This is a genomic window from Bradyrhizobium sp. URHA0013 (genome assembly GCF_000518345.1).
Taxonomy (GTDB): Bacteria; Pseudomonadota; Alphaproteobacteria; order Rhizobiales; family Xanthobacteraceae; genus Bradyrhizobium.
Map to the genome: position 1 here is coordinate 1,290,785 of NZ_JADK01000003.1, position 15,417 is coordinate 1,306,201.

General features: G+C 65.7%; 15 protein-coding genes. 13 read left to right on the forward strand and 2 right to left on the reverse strand.

The genetic code is table 11. The annotated features are described in order from the left end of the window. Positions 1–172 precede the first annotated feature (172 nt). The 7 genes from rsmI to N551_RS0106290 all read left to right on the forward strand — a co-directional run bounded on the left by rsmI (position 173) and on the right by N551_RS0106290 (position 7,295). Positions 173–1,123, forward strand: a complete 951-nt coding sequence (gene rsmI, locus N551_RS0106260) for a 16S rRNA (cytidine(1402)-2'-O)-methyltransferase (RefSeq protein ID WP_027566220.1) — start codon at positions 173–175, stop codon at positions 1,121–1,123. Continuing rightward, entirely contained in the window at positions 1,110–1,511 is a 402-nt protein-coding gene (locus tag N551_RS0106265; RefSeq protein WP_027514794.1) for a YraN family protein, read from the forward strand. The genes rsmI and N551_RS0106265 overlap by 14 nt, the downstream gene beginning before the upstream one ends. A 10-nt stretch (positions 1,512–1,521) precedes the next feature. After that, a complete protein-coding gene (gene gshB / locus N551_RS0106270; RefSeq protein WP_027566221.1) occupies positions 1,522–2,466 on the forward strand; it encodes a glutathione synthase in 945 nt (314 codons plus the stop codon). Positions 2,467–2,865: 399 nt separating this feature from the next. Next, on the forward strand, positions 2,866–3,669 hold the full coding sequence (gene cpaB, locus N551_RS0106275) for a Flp pilus assembly protein CpaB (RefSeq protein WP_027566222.1): 804 nt from the start codon (positions 2,866–2,868) through the stop codon (positions 3,667–3,669). Positions 3,670–3,679: 10 nt separating this feature from the next. Continuing rightward, a complete protein-coding gene (locus N551_RS0106280; RefSeq protein WP_027566223.1) occupies positions 3,680–5,197 on the forward strand; it encodes a type II and III secretion system protein family protein in 1,518 nt (505 codons plus the stop codon). Between the two features lie 77 nt (positions 5,198–5,274). After that, positions 5,275–6,009, forward strand: coding sequence for a CpaD family pilus assembly protein (locus N551_RS0106285; protein WP_027566224.1), 735 nt, complete (start codon positions 5,275–5,277; stop codon positions 6,007–6,009). Further along, on the forward strand, positions 6,006–7,295 hold the full coding sequence (locus N551_RS0106290) for an AAA family ATPase (RefSeq protein WP_027566225.1): 1,290 nt from the start codon (positions 6,006–6,008) through the stop codon (positions 7,293–7,295). Before N551_RS0106285 ends, N551_RS0106290 begins: the two co-directional genes overlap by 4 nt. 28 nt (positions 7,296–7,323) lie before the next feature. Here the strand turns inward: N551_RS0106290 and N551_RS0106295 are convergent, their stop codons facing one another. Continuing rightward, the gene (locus tag N551_RS0106295; protein WP_027566226.1) at positions 7,324–8,109 is read right to left on the reverse strand and encodes a tetratricopeptide repeat protein; all 786 of its coding nucleotides are present in this window, start codon (positions 8,107–8,109) and stop codon (positions 7,324–7,326) included. 79 nt (positions 8,110–8,188) lie between these two features. Next, positions 8,189–8,434, reverse strand: coding sequence for a PilZ domain-containing protein (locus N551_RS0106300; RefSeq protein WP_007598461.1), 246 nt, complete (start codon positions 8,432–8,434; stop codon positions 8,189–8,191). Positions 8,435–8,660: 226 nt separating this feature from the next. Here N551_RS0106300 and N551_RS0106305 point away from each other — a divergent pair, with 226 nt between their 5' ends. The 6 genes from N551_RS0106305 (at position 8,661) to N551_RS0106330 (ending at position 15,389) form a co-directional block, all read left to right on the forward strand. Further along, entirely contained in the window at positions 8,661–10,199 is a 1,539-nt protein-coding gene (locus N551_RS0106305) for a YifB family Mg chelatase-like AAA ATPase (protein WP_027566227.1), read from the forward strand. A gap of 52 nt (positions 10,200–10,251) precedes the next feature. Further along, on the forward strand, positions 10,252–10,593 hold the full coding sequence (locus tag N551_RS0106310) for a hypothetical protein (protein ID WP_027566228.1): 342 nt from the start codon (positions 10,252–10,254) through the stop codon (positions 10,591–10,593). 118 nt (positions 10,594–10,711) lie between these two features. Then, positions 10,712–11,179 carry a hypothetical protein gene (locus tag N551_RS0106315; RefSeq protein WP_027566229.1) on the forward strand — a complete coding sequence of 156 codons (468 nt, stop codon included), beginning with the start codon at positions 10,712–10,714 and terminating at the stop codon, positions 11,177–11,179. A 140-nt stretch (positions 11,180–11,319) separates the two neighbouring features. Beyond that, positions 11,320–13,545, forward strand: coding sequence for an ATP-binding protein (locus N551_RS0106320; RefSeq protein ID WP_027566230.1), 2,226 nt, complete (start codon positions 11,320–11,322; stop codon positions 13,543–13,545). A 101-nt stretch (positions 13,546–13,646) separates the two neighbouring features. Further along, on the forward strand, positions 13,647–14,276 hold the full coding sequence (locus N551_RS0106325) for a histidine phosphatase family protein (RefSeq protein ID WP_027566231.1): 630 nt from the start codon (positions 13,647–13,649) through the stop codon (positions 14,274–14,276). Positions 14,277–14,330: 54 nt separating this feature from the next. Continuing rightward, a complete protein-coding gene (locus N551_RS0106330) occupies positions 14,331–15,389 on the forward strand; it encodes an AI-2E family transporter (protein WP_027566232.1) in 1,059 nt (352 codons plus the stop codon). Positions 15,390–15,417: the final 28 nt, after the last annotated feature.

Genomic DNA, 15,417 nt, shown 5'->3' on the forward strand with positions numbered 1-15,417 from the left:
CATCAAGGCGGCGTTTCCGCCGCGAATATGGCGCTGACGCTTCATTCCCTGGGGAATGTGATGCCGAATGGATCACATTCCAGTCCTTCCTTGCCTCGCCCCTTGCCCAGGCACGATCTTTTTCCGGGGACCGGTTCCCAGTCCCGGGGATCATGCCTAAGTTCGTCTGATTATGCGCGCAAAGCCGTCCCCGATAAATACACCTGAGACGACGGAGCCCGCCTCGCGCGGTTTCTCCATCGACGCCCATCGGCTTGTCGCGCCGAAGGCCGCGCCTGGCCTGCACCTGGTCGCGACCCCCATCGGCAATCTCGGCGACATCACGCTGCGAGCACTGCAGACCCTCGCCGGGGTCGATGTCATCGCCTGCGAGGACACCCGGATCACGCGGCGTCTGACCGAGCGCTACGACATCTCCGCGCAGCTGAAGCAGTATCACGAGCACAACGCTGAAGCGGCCCGTCCGAGGATCCTGGAGCGGCTTTCGCAGGGCGACTCGATCGCGCTGGTGTCGGATGCCGGCACGCCGCTGATCTCGGACCCCGGCTACAAGCTGGTGCGCGAGGTCTGCGCCGCCGGCCACGCGGTCTACGCGCTGCCCGGCCCGTCCTCGGTGCTGGCGGCGCTGTCGGTCGCAGCGCTGCCGACCGACCGCTTCTTCTTCGAAGGCTTTCTGCCTTCCAAATCAGCCGCGCGGAAGTCGCGCCTGGCCGAGCTTGCGCGCATCGATGCGACGCTGGTGATGTTCGACTCCGGCAATCGCGTGCAGGACACGCTCGCCGAGCTCGCCGAGATCATGGGGACCCGTGAAGCCGCGATCTGCCGCGAGCTGACCAAACTGCACGAGCAGATTTCGCGCGCGACGCTGCGTGAGCTCGCGCGCGGTGCCGACACGCTGGAGACGCGCGGCGAATTCGTGCTGGTGATCGCTCCGCCTGCGGCCGATGCCGAGATGCTGACATCGGACGCGCTCGACGACCTCCTGCGCGAGCAGCTCGCCGCGAACAGCGTCAAGGATGCGGTGGCACATGCGGTCGCGCTCTCGGGCCGGCCGCGCCGCGAGGTCTATGCGCGCGCGCTCGAGCTTGCCAAAGATCTGCGGGGCGGCGATGGCGAAGACTGAGACGCCGGCGGAACCGAAAATCGCATCGCCCGAGCGTATCGCCGCGTTTCGCACCGGCATCTCCGCGGAAAGCCGCGCCGCGGCCTATCTCATGGCCAAGGGCTACCGCATTCTCGCCAAGCGCTTCCGCACGCCGCATGGCGAGATCGACATCGTGGCGCGCCGCCGCAATTTGATTGCCTTCGTCGAGGTCAAGGCGCGCGCGACCCTGGACGACGCCGCCTTCGCGGTGACGCCGCGCCAGCAGCAGCGCATCATCGACGCCGCGCAAGGCTGGCTCGTTGCGCATCCCGAGCATGCGGAATTTGAAATGCGATTCGATGCCATGCTGATTGCGCCGCGGTCACTTCCACGCCATGTGTTGGCGGCATTCGACGCCTCGACCTGAAAGGCAGACCATGAAACTGAACGTCGCCGTCCAGATGGACCCCATCGCCCGCATCAACATCAAGGGCGATTCCACCTTTGCGCTGCTCCTGGAGGCGCAGAAGCGCGGCCACGGCCTGTCCTATTACACGCCCGACAAGCTCTCGATGGTCGGCGAGGAGATCGTCGCTCCCGTCCAGCTGCTGACCGTGCGCGACGAGCCCGGCAACCATTTCACCCTGGGCGAACCCAGGCGCGAGGCGCTCAACGGCTTCGACGTGGTGCTGCTGCGCCAGGATCCGCCGTTCGACCTCGCCTACATCACCTCGACGCACCTTCTCGAACGCATCCATCCGAAGACGCTCGTCGTCAACGACCCCGCTTCGGTGCGCAACGCGCCGGAAAAGCTGTTCGTGATGAACTTCCCGCAGCTGATGCCGCCGACGCTGATCTCGCGCGACCTCGACGAGATCAACGCATTTCGCGACAGGCACGGCGCCGTGGTCATGAAGCCGCTGCACGGCCATGGCGGCGCGGCGGTGTTCCGCGTGATGCCGCAGGACATGAATTTCGGCTCGCTGTTCGACATGTTCTCGGTGACATTCAAGGAAGCCTGGGTGATCCAGCAGTTCATCCCCGAGGTCAAGCACGGCGACAAGCGCATCATCCTGATCAACGGCGAGTTCGCCGGCGCGGTGAATCGCGTGCCGGCCGCCGACGACCTCCGCTCCAACATGGTGCGCGGCGGAGCAGCGCAGGAGACCGAGCTCACGCCGCGCGAGCGCGAGATCTGCGCCACCGTCGGCCCGGCGCTGCGCGAGCGCGGGCTGTTGTTCGTCGGCATCGACGTCATCAACGGCAACCTCACCGAGATCAACGTAACCTCGCCGACCGGCATCCGCGCCATCGCACGACTCGGCGGACCGGACGTTGCCGCAAAGCTTTGGGATGTGATCGAGCAGAAGCGGGCGAAGTAACCGCGTTTGTATGACCGCGTTCTTGTAGTCGGCGATCTCTCCCGCGTCGTCCCGGCCCCTCCGTGCGCAATTGCGCACCAGGCCTGGACGACACCGGAGATGTGCGGCATTGCGTTGCGTCTCACTGGAATGATGGCGCGATGTCATCGTCGCCACATCACTAACCACGCATTCACCATGACGCGGCGCGCATCATTCGAACGCACGGGCCGCAACTGCGTGAAACTACGGGGCCAGTGGCCGACCGGCTAACGCGACGTTCACCATCTGCCGAAAGACCACAGCGCGGCCGTCGATCGCATTCGGCCTCGCAACACCGCTTATACTTTTACTGCCTACTCATCGACACGGGGAACCCGCCAGGTGCGGTTCGAGTGCCCCGCGTAAGAGTAGAAGCGTATGAACACCGCACGCATTGTCGTTCTCGTCATCGCACTGGGCGCCGGCGGCGTCGCTGCGTATCTGGCGAGCGGCTATGACAACAAGCCCGCGCCCGTTCTCCCCGTCGCCGAAAAACTGCCGACGGTCGAGGTCCTGGTCGCCAAGAACGACATCCAGCTCGGTCAAGCCGTGAAGCCCGAGGACCTGCAATGGCAGGTCTGGCCGGCGGCGACCGCGAGCAGCGCCTTCATCCGCCGCGACAACAGGCCCGAGGCGCAGATCCAGATCGCAGGCTCGATCGCACGCGTGCCGTTGATGCAGGGCGAGCCGATCCGCGAGCAGAAGCTGGTCAAGGCCGACGGCTCCGGCTTCATGGCCGCGATCCTGCCGTCTGGCATGCGCGCCGTCTCCACCGAGATTTCAGCCGAGACTGCCGCCGGCGGCTTCATCCTGCCGAATGACCGCGTCGACATCGTGCTGACCCGCCGCCTGAAGAATCCCGACGGGGCCGCCGGTAACGACCTCATCCTGTCAGAGGCGATTCTGACCAATATCCGCGTGCTCGCGATCGACCAGGCGCCGAAGGAAAAGGACGGCCAGAACGCCGTCGTCGGCAGGACCGTCACGCTCGAGCTCAGGCCCGACCAGGTCGCCACGCTATCGGCAGCGCGCCAGGGCGGCACGCTGACACTCGCGCTGCGCAGCATCGTCGATGTCAACTCGGTCGACAGCGCGCCTGAGGACCAGGCGAGCAAGCGGTCCGGCGGGGTCAACGTGATCCGCTACGGCGTACAGGCGCGACAACTGACGTCACAGAAGTGATGGGGATATGATGAACTTTGGGGATGATCGGACGGGCATGCGCATTCGGGGGAATCGCGCGCGCTCGGTCTGGACGGGGACGATGCTGATCCTGGGGCTGCTCGCAGCCCCCGATGTCGTCAGCGCCGCGGATGCGCCGGTCGGCGACCAGGCGCCCATGCAAGCAGCGGATCTCGATGTGTCCCCGGTCGGGACGATTGCACCGGCGAAGACGCGCTTCCTGTCGCTCGGCGTCGGCAAGTCCGCCGTCATCGACCTGCCGCGCGACGTCAAGGACGTGCTGGTCGCCGATCCCAAGATCGCCAATGCCGTGATCCGCTCGGCCCAACGCGCCTATATCATCGGCGGACAGGTCGGCCAGACCAACGTCGTGTTCTTCGCCGCCGATGGCCAGCAGGTCGCCGCCTACGACATCGCGGTGAAGCGCGATCTCAACGGCATGCGCACGGCGCTGCGTCAGTCGCTGCCGGGCGTGCAGATCGAGGGTGTCGGCGACAGCGTGATGCTCACCGGCTCGGTGTCGAGCCCGGTCGAGGCCCAGCAGGCCGGCGACGTCGCCGCCAAACTGGTCGGCGGCTCCGAGAAGGTGGTCAACAACATCGTCGTGCGCGGCCGCGACCAGGTGATGCTCAAGGTCGTCGTCGGCGAAGTGCGCCGCGATATCGTCAAGCAGTTGGGCGTCGATCTCAGCGCCAGCCTGAATGCCGGCACCGCGGTGGTGAACTTCAACAATTCGAACCCGTTCTCGGTCAGCGGCGGACCGATCGTCAGCAACAACGGATTAGGTGTCGCCGGGCTCACCAAGGGCTTCGCGACCGTCAGCGCCACGATGCGCGCGATGGAAAGTGCCGGTGTCATGCGCACGCTCGCCGAGCCGAGCCTGACCGCGATCTCCGGCGAATCCGCCACCTTCATCGCCGGCGGCGAATTCCCCATTCCGTCCGGCTATGCCTGCGATCCCGTCACCCACGTTTGCACCACCCAGATCACCTACAAGAAGTTCGGCATCTCCCTGAACTTTACCCCGGTGGTATTGAGCGAGGGCCGGATCAGCCTGCGCGTCATGACGGAGGTGTCCGAGCTGTCGAACCAGAGCGCCATCACGGTCACCCAGGCGCTGTCCTCGAACTCGACCAACTCGATCACAATCCCGTCGATCCAGACCCGCCGCGCCGAAACGACGCTGGAAATTCCCTCGGGCGGCTCGATGGCGATGGCCGGCCTGATCCAGCAGCAGACCAAACAGGCGATCAACGGCCTGCCCGGCGTCGACCAGGTGCCGATCATCGGCGCGCTGTTCCGCAGCCAGGACTTCGTCAACAACGAGACCGAGCTGATGGTGATCGTGACGCCCTATGTGGTGCGCGCGGTGGCTCAGAAGGAGCTGTCCCGACCCGACGACGGCTTCGCGCCGGCGTCCGATGCCCAGACCGCGCTACTCGGCCGCATGAACCGCCTCTATGGCATCGCGCGCCGCGTCGATCCGATCGCGGGCACGCCCGGTGATTTCGGCTTCATCATTGACTGATGACGAACGGACGGCTCGGGGAACGGGGCAAGAGACGGCGAGAGACGGCGAGAGACGGGGCACGAGGGGATGAAGCGATGACGAAGACCATGGCCGATCGACGTCGCAAGTTGAGCGTCGCGCTGGCACTGACGGGGCTCTCCGTCATGCTGGGCGCCTGCAACACCACCGGCGAGGTCGTCACCCAGACGGTGCCGACCGACTATCGCCAGCGTCACCCGATCGCGGTCGAGGAAGCCAAGAAGTCGATCGTGATCTTCGTCGGCAAGGCTCGCGGCGGCCTCTCGGCCGCGCAGCACGCGGACGTCGCCGGCATTGCCCGGGACTGGGTGCGCGAAGGTACCGGCTCGGTCGTCGTCGACGTCCCCGTCAACGCCGCGAATTCGCGCGCGGCGGCAGCGACCTATCACGAAATCCGTTCCGTGCTCGCCTCCGGCGGCGTACCCGCGCGTGCCATCGTCCAGCATCCCTATCGGCCCGAGGATCCCGGACTGCTGCCCACCATCCGTCTGAGCTATTCCCGGATCGCCGCGGTCGCGGGCCCCTGCGGGCTGTGGCCGGAAGATCTCGGCCCCTCCATCCTCGACCCCGGCTACAACGAGAACCGGCCCTATTTCAATCTGGGTTGCGCCAGCCAGCGCAACCTCGCGGCCATGATCGACAATCCGGCCGACCTCGAGCAGCCGCGGTCCGAGACGCCGGCCTATAACGCACGGCGTGACGTGGCCTTCGAGCGCTATCGCAAGGGCACGCCGATCGCGACCATGAATCCAGACGCCGACAAGGCCAAACTCAGCGATACAGGCAGATGACACGCGTCCACGACGAAGAAGCGGACGATCCGCAGCACCCCGAGGAACACATTGCGCCGGTTCCTCGCATCTCCGTGCAGGCCTTTTGCGAGACCGAGCAGACGCTCGCCGCGGTGACCGCGGCCGGGCAGGATCGCCGCCTCGCCAAGGCGCATCTCACCGCCAAGGACGGTGGCCTAGCTGCGGCAATCGAAGTCTATGAAACGATGCCGACGCCGAACGTCATCGTGATCGAATCCGACGGCACCCGCGACATCCTCGAGGGCCTCGACGACCTCGCCGGTGTCTGCGATCCCGGCACCCGTGTGGTCGTGATCGGCAATCCCAACGACACCGCGCCCTATCGCGAGCTGGTCCGCCGCGGCGTCAACGACTATGTGGTGGGACCGGTCGAGACGCTCGACGTCGTCCGCTCGATCTGCAGCCTGTTCTCGGCGTCCGAAACCATCATCACCGGCCGCGTCATCGCGGTGGTCGGCGCCAAGGGCGGTGTCGGCGCCTCCACCGTCGCGCACAATGTGGCCTGGACCATCGCCCGCGACCTCGCACTCGATTCCGTCGTGATCGATCTCGATCTCGCCTTCGGCACCGCGGGTCTCGACTACAACCAGGACCCGGTGCAGGGCATCGCCAATGCGGTGCTGTCGCAGGATCGGCCGGACACGGCCCTGATGGAGCGTCTGCTCTCCAAATGCACCGAGCGTCTCAGCCTCCTTGCCGCGCCTGCCACCCTTGACCGCGTCTACGATTTCGGCGCGGAGGCCTTCGACGCGGTGTTCGACACGCTGCGCATGACCACGCCCTGCATCGTGCTCGACGTTCCCCATCAATGGTCGGGCTGGACGCGGCGTGCGCTGGTCAACGCGGACGACATCGTGATCGTGGCCGAGCCCGACCTTGCGAACCTGCGCAACACCAAGAACATGCTGAACGTGTTGAAGGCGGCGCGGCCGAACGACCGGCCACCGCTCTACTGCATCAACCAGGTCGGCATGCCCAAGCGTGCGGAGATCGAGGTCAAGGCCTTCGCCAAGACCATGGAGAGCCAGCCGATCGCGGTTATCCCGTTCGATTCGAAGCTGTTCTCGACCGCGGCCAACAACGGCCAGATGATCGCCGAGGTCTCCAAGAGCCACCGCACCACCGAACTGTTCCAGAACATGGCGAACCGCCTTGCCGGGCGCGGCGAGGTGAAGAAGCCGAAGCGCTCGCTGCTCGGACCGCTGCTGAAGAAGCTGAAGGGCCGTTCGGGGCGCGGGTCACCCCCGCATCGCAAGGCATCCTGAGCAAGGCTTCCTGACGCGCGAGGGCGGGTTACTTCTCCGCCCGCTGCTGCTTCTTCACCAGCAACTGCCGCAGCGCCGTGACCTTTGCCGCCGCCTGATCCGGCGGCAGGTCCGCCTTCACCATGGTTTCGGCCTCGGCCTGCTTTCCTTCCAGTCCCAGCACGAGCGCGAGATTGGCGCGCACACGCGAATCGGCGGGATTGCGCGCGTGCGCCCGGCGCATCGTTTCCTCTGCCCGCGGCAGATTGTTCTGCAGCATGTAGGACAGTCCGAGATTGGACAGCACCGACGGCTCGTCCGGCACGATCTTGAGCGCGGCGGCGTAATATTGCTGCGCTTCCTCGTTGCGGCCGAGTTGATCGAGCGCGGCGCCCTGCGCCGACAGGATATGCCAGTCGGGATCCTCGGGCGAATGCGCGCGGCCGAGAACGTCGAACGCCTGCTGGAAACTGCCGCTGTCGGCGAGCGCGCGGCCGTAGCCTGCGAGCAGCGCCTTGTTGCTGGAATGGGCGAGCACGGCCTGCTCCAGCACCGCGAGCGCCTGCGCGCGCTGGCCGGTCTGGCGCAACGCCTTGCCGTATTCGAGCGCGACGTTGGGATCACCAGGCTTGGCGCGATAGCGCTCGCGCAGCGCGTCCATGTCCGGCCTCACGTCCGGCTTGGTGTCGGCCCTGCCAGCCGTTTCCGACTTTCCGCCGAGCGCGCCGGTGATGTCCTCGATGCCAGTGGTCTGGCAGCCGCCAAGAGCCAGGATCAGAAGCGCGGAAAACAGATATCTCGCCGGAGGAGAGGCGACGGACAAACGCTTGGACATACTCTGATCACTCGGCGACTGATCAGAGATGCTTACCGATTAACGCTAAAGTCCCGTTAAGGCGGGGCGCTTGCGCGGCTCAGTCGGTGAATTCAGCGCCGAACTCGCAGCCGATGCGCCAGCGCAGGCGGCACTGCCGGGAATAGTCGGGCGCGAAGATGATGGTGAATTGCGGCGGCACTTCCAGGAACTCCGCCACCACTTTCACGCCGCCATCCGAAATATCCGTGATCGTGCAGTCCCGCGGCAGCGAACCCGCGCCAAAGTGAATCTTGGCGAGCCGCGTGCACATCCGTCGTTCGCTTCTCCGGCGATTTGCAAGCATTTGAATTGTTCACCCGTTAGACCACGGCCCATCCCGCACCCCTAGGAGTAGCGGACATTCGTTGGGATGTGCTGAGCAGAGCAGCTTGCATTCGAGGCGTAGTGTCTTCGTCGTGTTTACGATCAGTTAGGACCTCCCGGCCCCTGAGCATGTTCCTGTATTGTTCTTGCAAGAACCGGCCCGCTCTGCTACCCCTAATTGTGCAAAAAGGCAGGCTGGTTCGGGCATGGTTCAGCGGGTTTCTACCGTCGCCTTTGAGGGGATCGAGGCCCGCGCGGTCGACGTGCAGGTGCAGGTCGCGCCGGGTCTTCCAGCCTTCGCGATCGTCGGTCTCCCGGACAAGGCGGTGTCGGAGGCGCGCGAGCGGGTCCGCTCGGCGCTGATCGCCTCGGGGCTGGCGCTGCCGGCGCGGCGGATCACCGTCAATCTCGCGCCCGCCGATCTGCCCAAGGAGGGCAGCCATTATGACCTGCCGATCGCGCTTGGGCTGATGGGGGCGATCGGCGCGATCCCGCCGGATGCGCTGACCGGCTTCACTGTTCTGGGCGAGCTTGGCCTCGACGGATCGATCGCGCCGGTGGCCGGTGTTCTTCCCGCCGCGATCGGCGCCAATGTGCGCGAGGAGGGGCTGATCTGTCCGGCGGCTTGCGGCTCGGAAGCGGCGTGGGCGAGTCCGGACATCCAGATCATCGCCGCGAGTTCGCTGATCCAGATCGCCAACCACTTCAAGGGAACGCAGGTGCTGTCGCGGCCTGTGCCGAAGGTGCATGAAGCCGCTGCCTCGCCGCTCGACCTGCGCGACATCAAGGGACAGGAGAGCGCCAAGCGGGCGCTGGAGATCGCGGCCGCCGGCGGCCATCACCTGCTCATGATCGGCGCGCCGGGCGCCGGCAAATCGATGCTGGCGGCACGCCTGCCCTCGATCCTGCCACCGCTGTCACCGGGCGAGTTGCTCGAGGTCTCGATGATCGCCTCTGTTGCCGGCGAGATCGAGGGCGGCGCGCTGACGGCGCGGCGGCCGTTCCGATCGCCGCATCATTCCGCCAGCATGGCCGCACTCACCGGCGGCGGCATGCGCGCCCGGCCCGGCGAGATCTCGCTCGCGCATCAGGGCGTGCTGTTCCTCGACGAGCTCCCCGAATTCGATCCGCGCGTGCTGGATTCGTTGCGCCAGCCGCTGGAGAACGGCGAGGTCTCGGTGTCCCGCGCCAATCACCGCGTCACCTATCCCGCGCGCTTCATGCTGGTCGCCGCGATGAATCCCTGCCGCTGCGGCAATGCGTTCGAGCCCGGCTATGCCTGCAAGCGCGGCCGCATCGATCGCTGCACCGGCGACTACCAGGCCCGCATCTCGGGACCACTGATGGACCGCATCGATTTGCGCATCGAGGTTCCCGCGGTGACCGCCGCCGACCTGATCCTGCCGCCGCCGGCAGAGGGCTCAGCCGAAGTCGCCGCGCGCGTGGCGGCGGCGCGCGACATCCAGCTCGCACGCTACGCGAATGCCGGCCTGCCGAAGGTTCGCACCAATGCCGAAGCGCCGGCCTCGGTGCTGGAGGAGATCGCCAAGCCGGATGCGCAAGGCCAGAAGCTCCTGCGCGACGCCGCCGAGACCATGCGGCTGTCGGCGCGTGGCTATCACCGCGTGCTCCGGGTGGCGCGCACGCTCGCCGATCTCGACGGCGCCGACAAAATCGGCCGTCTGCACCTCGCCGAGGCGCTGTCCTACCGCGCGCTCGCGGAAGATGTGCGGCAGCTGGCGTGAGCGATGCGCCGCCGCAGCTTTCTCGACAACATCACCATGCCCGAGATTGATCATGACCGATGCGAATGCCTGCACCATCAGATTTGTTCGTGCGTCCCAATATGCCGATTGGCTGAGGTCGTACGAGCTGTGGGTCAACGGGACCAGCGTTGGGAAGCTTGCACGCAACGACGTGTTGGAGATCACGCTGCCGGCCGGCACCTGCACGATCGATGCGAGCATTGATTGGGGCAGGAGCCAGCCGCTCGTCGTTCGCAGCAGTCCCGGCCAAACCGTCGAGATCGAGGTCAGGAACCGGTGGGGTGCCTGGGCGGCGCTTTGGGCGATCAGCTTTGGCAAGAACAGCTATTTGGTTCTCACTGAAGTCGAGCGAAAAACCAACAAAAGCGCCTAACCAACCGAGACTCTCATCCCCCGATACCGGCATCAACCCGGCGGTAACGAGTTTCCTTTACGCTCTGCAAACCATAAGGCCCATCAGTTCCCGTACAGGGCCTGGCGAGTAGCGTGTCATGTTGCGTTTCAAGATCCTGGCCTCGGTTGTTCCCCTGTTGGCGGCCGCGGTGTTTGCCCGCAGTGAGATCGGATCGGTCTCGCATCCCTGCATCGCCCTCGGCGACACCTCCGTCGAGCTGACGTCGCTGTTCTGGACCGCCGGCGTGCATGTCGCCTTCACTGATGATCCCGCGCGCGCCACGGTGCGGGTTCAGATTACCGAGGATGCGGACGCTGCCGACTTCGCCGTCGTCGACGACGGCCCCGGTTCGGAATTGGAGTCCTGCCAGGCCAACCCCTCGACGCGCCTGATCTCGATTGCGGCGCAGCCCGTCGACGGCGGTCAGGTGATCTATCTCTCCAGCGAGGGGCCGGCGGATTACCGCGTCTATGTGCGCTCGAAGACCTTCTCCCAGCGCGAGGCGGCGGCGCTGATCGTCGGCGCCCGCGGCGGCCACCGCCATCTCCAGGCCGCTTCGCTTTGAACCGCCTCGCTCTGCGCCGTTAACACCTCGTCAACCCTGTTTGGAGGCGGTCGCAGGGCCTCAAACTGTTCGCAAGGTCGACGGCACATCGTCGTTGACAGCGAGCACAGCGTTTTAAAAAAAGAGTCGGGTCGGTGGCGATGGATCGGACGTTCCGGATCAAGGTGCGCATGCGCCGCTTCAGGCGACAGTACCCAAAAATCGCCTTCGCAATCCGCTCCATCATGATCTTCTCGGCGACCTTCGGCGGCGCCTATGGATTTGTCTCCGGCAGCCGGTCCGAGACGTCCGGCTACGATCCCAATGCGTTTGCGATCGGCGTCAGCTTCCTGTTCGCGCTCGCCTGCCTCGGCCTCGCCACGCTCAGCATGCGCCTGCGCTTCGTCAACAAGCGGATGCGTGCGCTGGCTGCCCACAACGAAACGCTGATCGACCGCAATTGGGAGCTGAAGGAAGCGGAAGAACGCGCTCGCAGCCTGTTCGAACAGCAGGGCGATCTGATCGTGCTGCGCGACACAAGCGGCCGCATCACCTTCGCCAACGACGCCTATTGCGCGCTTGCCGGGCAGGCGCGCGGCGCGCTGGTCGGCACGCGCTTTGATTTCGACGTGCTGGAGCAGGGCGACAGCGCCCGCGAGAGCAACGGCACGCGCATTCACGACCAGAAGATCGCAACTCCGCTCGGCGCGCGCTGGATCGCCTGGCGCGAAGGCTATGTCCGCCTCGACGCCGGCCAGCCCGCCGAATTGCAGAGCGTCGGACGCGACGTCACCGACCGCACCGAGACGGAGCGTGCGCTGTCCGATGCCCGCGACCAGGCCGACGCCGCCAACCGGGCGAAATCGCGCTTCCTGGCCATGGCCTCGCACGAGATCCGCACGCCGCTCAACGGCATCATCGGCATGGGCGGGCTGCTGCTCGACACCACGCTGACGCCGGAGCAGTCGACCTACGCCAGGGCCGTGAAGACCTCCGGCGAAGCGCTGATGGCGCTGATCGAGGAGTTGCTCGACTATTCCAAGATCGAAGCCGGCAAGCTCGATCTCGAGCAGCGTCCGTTTGCGCTCTCGGCCCTGATCGAGGACATCACCGAGCTGCTCGCGCCGCGCGCGCAGGCAAAGCAGCTCGAGATCGCCGCCTATGTCGACGAGCGGCTGCCGCTTGAAGTGGTCGGCGACGCCGCACGGCTGCGCCAGGTGCTGCTCAACCTCGCCGGCAACGCCATCAAGTTCACCGCGAGCGGCGGCGTCGCGCTGATCGTCGAGCCCGGCATCTGGCCGAACGAGATCAGTTTTCTGGTGCGCGACACCGGCATCGGCATCGCAGCCGACGCGCAACAGCGCATCTTCCGCGAATTCGAGCAGGCCGACGAACGCGTCGCCCGCACCCATGGCGGCACCGGCCTCGGTCTCGCCATCAGCGAGCGCATCGTCAAGCGCATGGGCGGCCGCATCACACTTACGAGCGAGCCGGGCAAGGGCGCGACCTTCGAGGTCGCGGTACCGCTGGCGTCATCCCTCGCCGGCGTCGAACAGACGACATTCCCGAGCCCCGATCTCGCCGGCAAGTCGATCCTGCTGATCGCCGACGGCATCGAGGCCTCCCTGATCGCGCGGCGGCTGGAGCGCTGGGGCGGCCAGACCTGCATGGTGACTGACGCCGCGGTGGCGGAAGCGCTGCTTCCGGAACGCTCATGGCATTCGGTGCTGATCGATCGCGCGCTCGGCGCTGCCATCGCCGACCGCCTCGGCGAAGCCGCACGCAGCCATGCGACGCAACGCCTCGTGCTGCTGACGTCGGGCTCGCGCCACGAGAAACTCTCGCCGGCCTTCACCGGCTTCCTGGTGAAGCCGCTGCGCGCGGCCTCACTCGCCGCACGCCTCGCGCTGCCCCCGGAGGTCGCCTCGCCCGATCTCGCGCCGGAGCCATCGGCTCAACCCGCCGGCGCGGTACCGGCGAAAGGCCTGTCGATTCTCGTCGCCGAGGACAACGAGATCAACGCGCTGTTGATGCGCTCGCTGCTGACGAAACTCGGCCACCGCGTGGTCATCGCGATCAATGGCGAGGCCGCGCTGGAATCCTGGCTCGGCGCGTCATCGGCCGGCACGCCCTATGATCTCGTGCTGATGGACATCCAGATGCCGCAGCTCGACGGCATCGAAACGACAAAACGAATCCGCGCGCATGAAGCAGCCAAAGGCGGCCACCACACGCCGATCCTCGCGCTCACCGCCAATACGCTGGTGGAGGATCGCTACGCCTGCTTTGAAGCAGGGATGAACGGGTTCCTGATCAAGCCGCTCGATCGCGAGAAGCTGGAAGAGGCGCTGGCCGGACTGGCGGCGGCGCGGCAGCTGGCGGTTTGATCCGGATTCCATAGGAACCCGATCTCGGACGGCAATCGACAATTGAAATCGACCGCGTCGCGCGTCACCATCCTCAGGGGCATTTAAGCAGAGGACTTCGCATGAACGTGCTGTGCCGTCTCGCCTTCGTGATCCTTCTCTGTGGTTCCACTCAAGCCGCCGCGGCCGATAGCTCGCAACTGATCGCCTCGCTCAAGCAAGGCGGCTACGTGCTGGTGTTTCGCCATAGCGCCACCGACGACAGTCAAAAAGATGTCTACCCTTTCAAATTCGACGACATGAGCGCCCAGCGTCAGCTCAGTGAAAAGGGCCGGGACATGGCGCGCCAGATCGGAACGGCCATCAAGGAACTCGCGATCCCGATCGGCGACGTCTACACCAGCCGGCTGAACCGCGCGATCGAGGCGGGCAGACTGATCTCCGGCCGCGAGGTCAAGCCGGTCGACGCCTTGACGGACAGCAGCAACGCGAGTGCGTCGGGCATGGCAAATCCGACCGGTGCAAATGCAAAGGCGGGCCAGGCCGTGCGGCAGCTCGTCGACGCGCCGCCCCAGGCCGGCACCAACACGGTCCTGGTCACCCACAAGACCAACATCGCCGATGCCTTCGGCAAGGATGCCGGGGACGTGCAGGAGGGCGAAGCTTTCATCTACAAGGCCGGCAGCTCGGGTCCCGCAACCCTTGCAGGACGCATCAAGCTCGCCGACTGGACCGCGAAAGCAGACAAGTGACGGCCGGACATCGGGTCCGGATCATGCTCTGGCAACAGAAGGGCTAGGGAACACGTGAGAACGTCGGAAGACCGCTCATTCCTCGTCTTGCTTGCCGCGATCTCGCTGGCATTCGGGTGGGTACTTTGGCCGTTCTCCGGCGCGTTGTTGTGGGCCACGCTTCTGGCGATCATCTTCGCGCCACTCTATCGCCGCGCTCTCGAAACGCTTCCGGGACGGCGCAACCTCGCCGCATCGTTCACTGTCGTCGTCGTGATCGTCATGGTCCTCATCCCCGTGGCGGTCGTCATCGCCTCGCTCATCGACCAGGGTGGGGAGCTGTATCAGCGCGCTCAGAGTGGGGAGATCAGTTTCGCTCATCCCCTGCAGCAGCTGAAATCCGCGTTGCCCGCCTGGGCTACTTCCCTGTCGGATCGCCTGGCTGGCATCGATTTTTCGGCCCTGAAGGAACGTCTGTCGAGTCTGGTCGTCCCTGCCGGCCAACAGCTGGCGGGACACGCCATTAACATCGGTCAGTTGACGCTGGAGTTCGTCGCAAGCTTGCTCGTGATGTTGTACCTGCTGTTCTTCCTGCTCCGTGATGGTGACGAGCTCAACGTACGGATCCGCGACGCGCTCCCGCTGCGGCCGAGCCACACCAGCGAGATTCTGAATGCGTTCACCCTGGCGGTTCGCGGGACGATCAAGGGGATCGTTCTCGTTGCGCTAATTCAGGGAGCGCTTGGCGGGCTGATTTTCTGGGTGCTCGGCTTGACTGTCCCACTGCTGGCGGGCGCCCTGATGGCGCTGCTCTCGCTTCTGCCCGTGCTCGGCTCTGCGCTAGTTTGGGTTCCGGTCGCGCTCTACCTGCTTGTGGCAGGCTCAGTCACGAAAGGGATCATCCTGCTCGCCTTCGGGATCTTCGTGATCGGTCTTGCGGACAATTTTCTCCGTCCGATCCTGGTCGGCCAGTCGATCCAAATGCCGAGCTATGTCGTGCTGCTCGCTACCGTAGGCGGCCTTGCGGCGTTCGGAGTGAACGGGTTCGTCATCGGCCCACTCGTCGCCGCGATGTTTCTCACGGCGTGGCACATCTTCATCGCTTCGAAAGCGCGACAGGAGGTCCGGAAATGATCGTCATGTCGAGTTACTATCCGGCGGT

Excerpts from the sequence above, each read along its gene's own strand:
- rsmI (WP_027566220.1), top strand. The coding sequence starts at position 173 with ATGCGCGCAAAGCCGTCCCCGATAAATACACCTGAGACGACGGAGCCC.
- N551_RS0106265 (WP_027514794.1), top strand. The coding sequence starts at position 1,110 with ATGGCGAAGACTGAGACGCCGGCGGAACCGAAAATCGCATCGCCCGAG.
- gshB (WP_027566221.1), top strand. The coding sequence starts at position 1,522 with ATGAAACTGAACGTCGCCGTCCAGATGGACCCCATCGCCCGCATCAAC.
- cpaB (WP_027566222.1), top strand. The coding sequence starts at position 2,866 with ATGAACACCGCACGCATTGTCGTTCTCGTCATCGCACTGGGCGCCGGC.
- N551_RS0106280 (WP_027566223.1), top strand. The coding sequence starts at position 3,680 with ATGAACTTTGGGGATGATCGGACGGGCATGCGCATTCGGGGGAATCGC.
- N551_RS0106285 (WP_027566224.1), top strand. The coding sequence starts at position 5,275 with ATGACGAAGACCATGGCCGATCGACGTCGCAAGTTGAGCGTCGCGCTG.
- N551_RS0106290 (WP_027566225.1), top strand. The coding sequence starts at position 6,006 with ATGACACGCGTCCACGACGAAGAAGCGGACGATCCGCAGCACCCCGAG.
- N551_RS0106295 (WP_027566226.1), bottom strand. The coding sequence starts at position 8,109 with ATGTCCAAGCGTTTGTCCGTCGCCTCTCCTCCGGCGAGATATCTGTTT.
- N551_RS0106300 (WP_007598461.1), bottom strand. The coding sequence starts at position 8,434 with ATGCTTGCAAATCGCCGGAGAAGCGAACGACGGATGTGCACGCGGCTC.
- N551_RS0106305 (WP_027566227.1), top strand. The coding sequence starts at position 8,661 with ATGGTTCAGCGGGTTTCTACCGTCGCCTTTGAGGGGATCGAGGCCCGC.
- N551_RS0106310 (WP_027566228.1), top strand. The coding sequence starts at position 10,252 with ATGACCGATGCGAATGCCTGCACCATCAGATTTGTTCGTGCGTCCCAA.
- N551_RS0106315 (WP_027566229.1), top strand. The coding sequence starts at position 10,712 with ATGTTGCGTTTCAAGATCCTGGCCTCGGTTGTTCCCCTGTTGGCGGCC.
- N551_RS0106320 (WP_027566230.1), top strand. The coding sequence starts at position 11,320 with ATGGATCGGACGTTCCGGATCAAGGTGCGCATGCGCCGCTTCAGGCGA.
- N551_RS0106325 (WP_027566231.1), top strand. The coding sequence starts at position 13,647 with ATGAACGTGCTGTGCCGTCTCGCCTTCGTGATCCTTCTCTGTGGTTCC.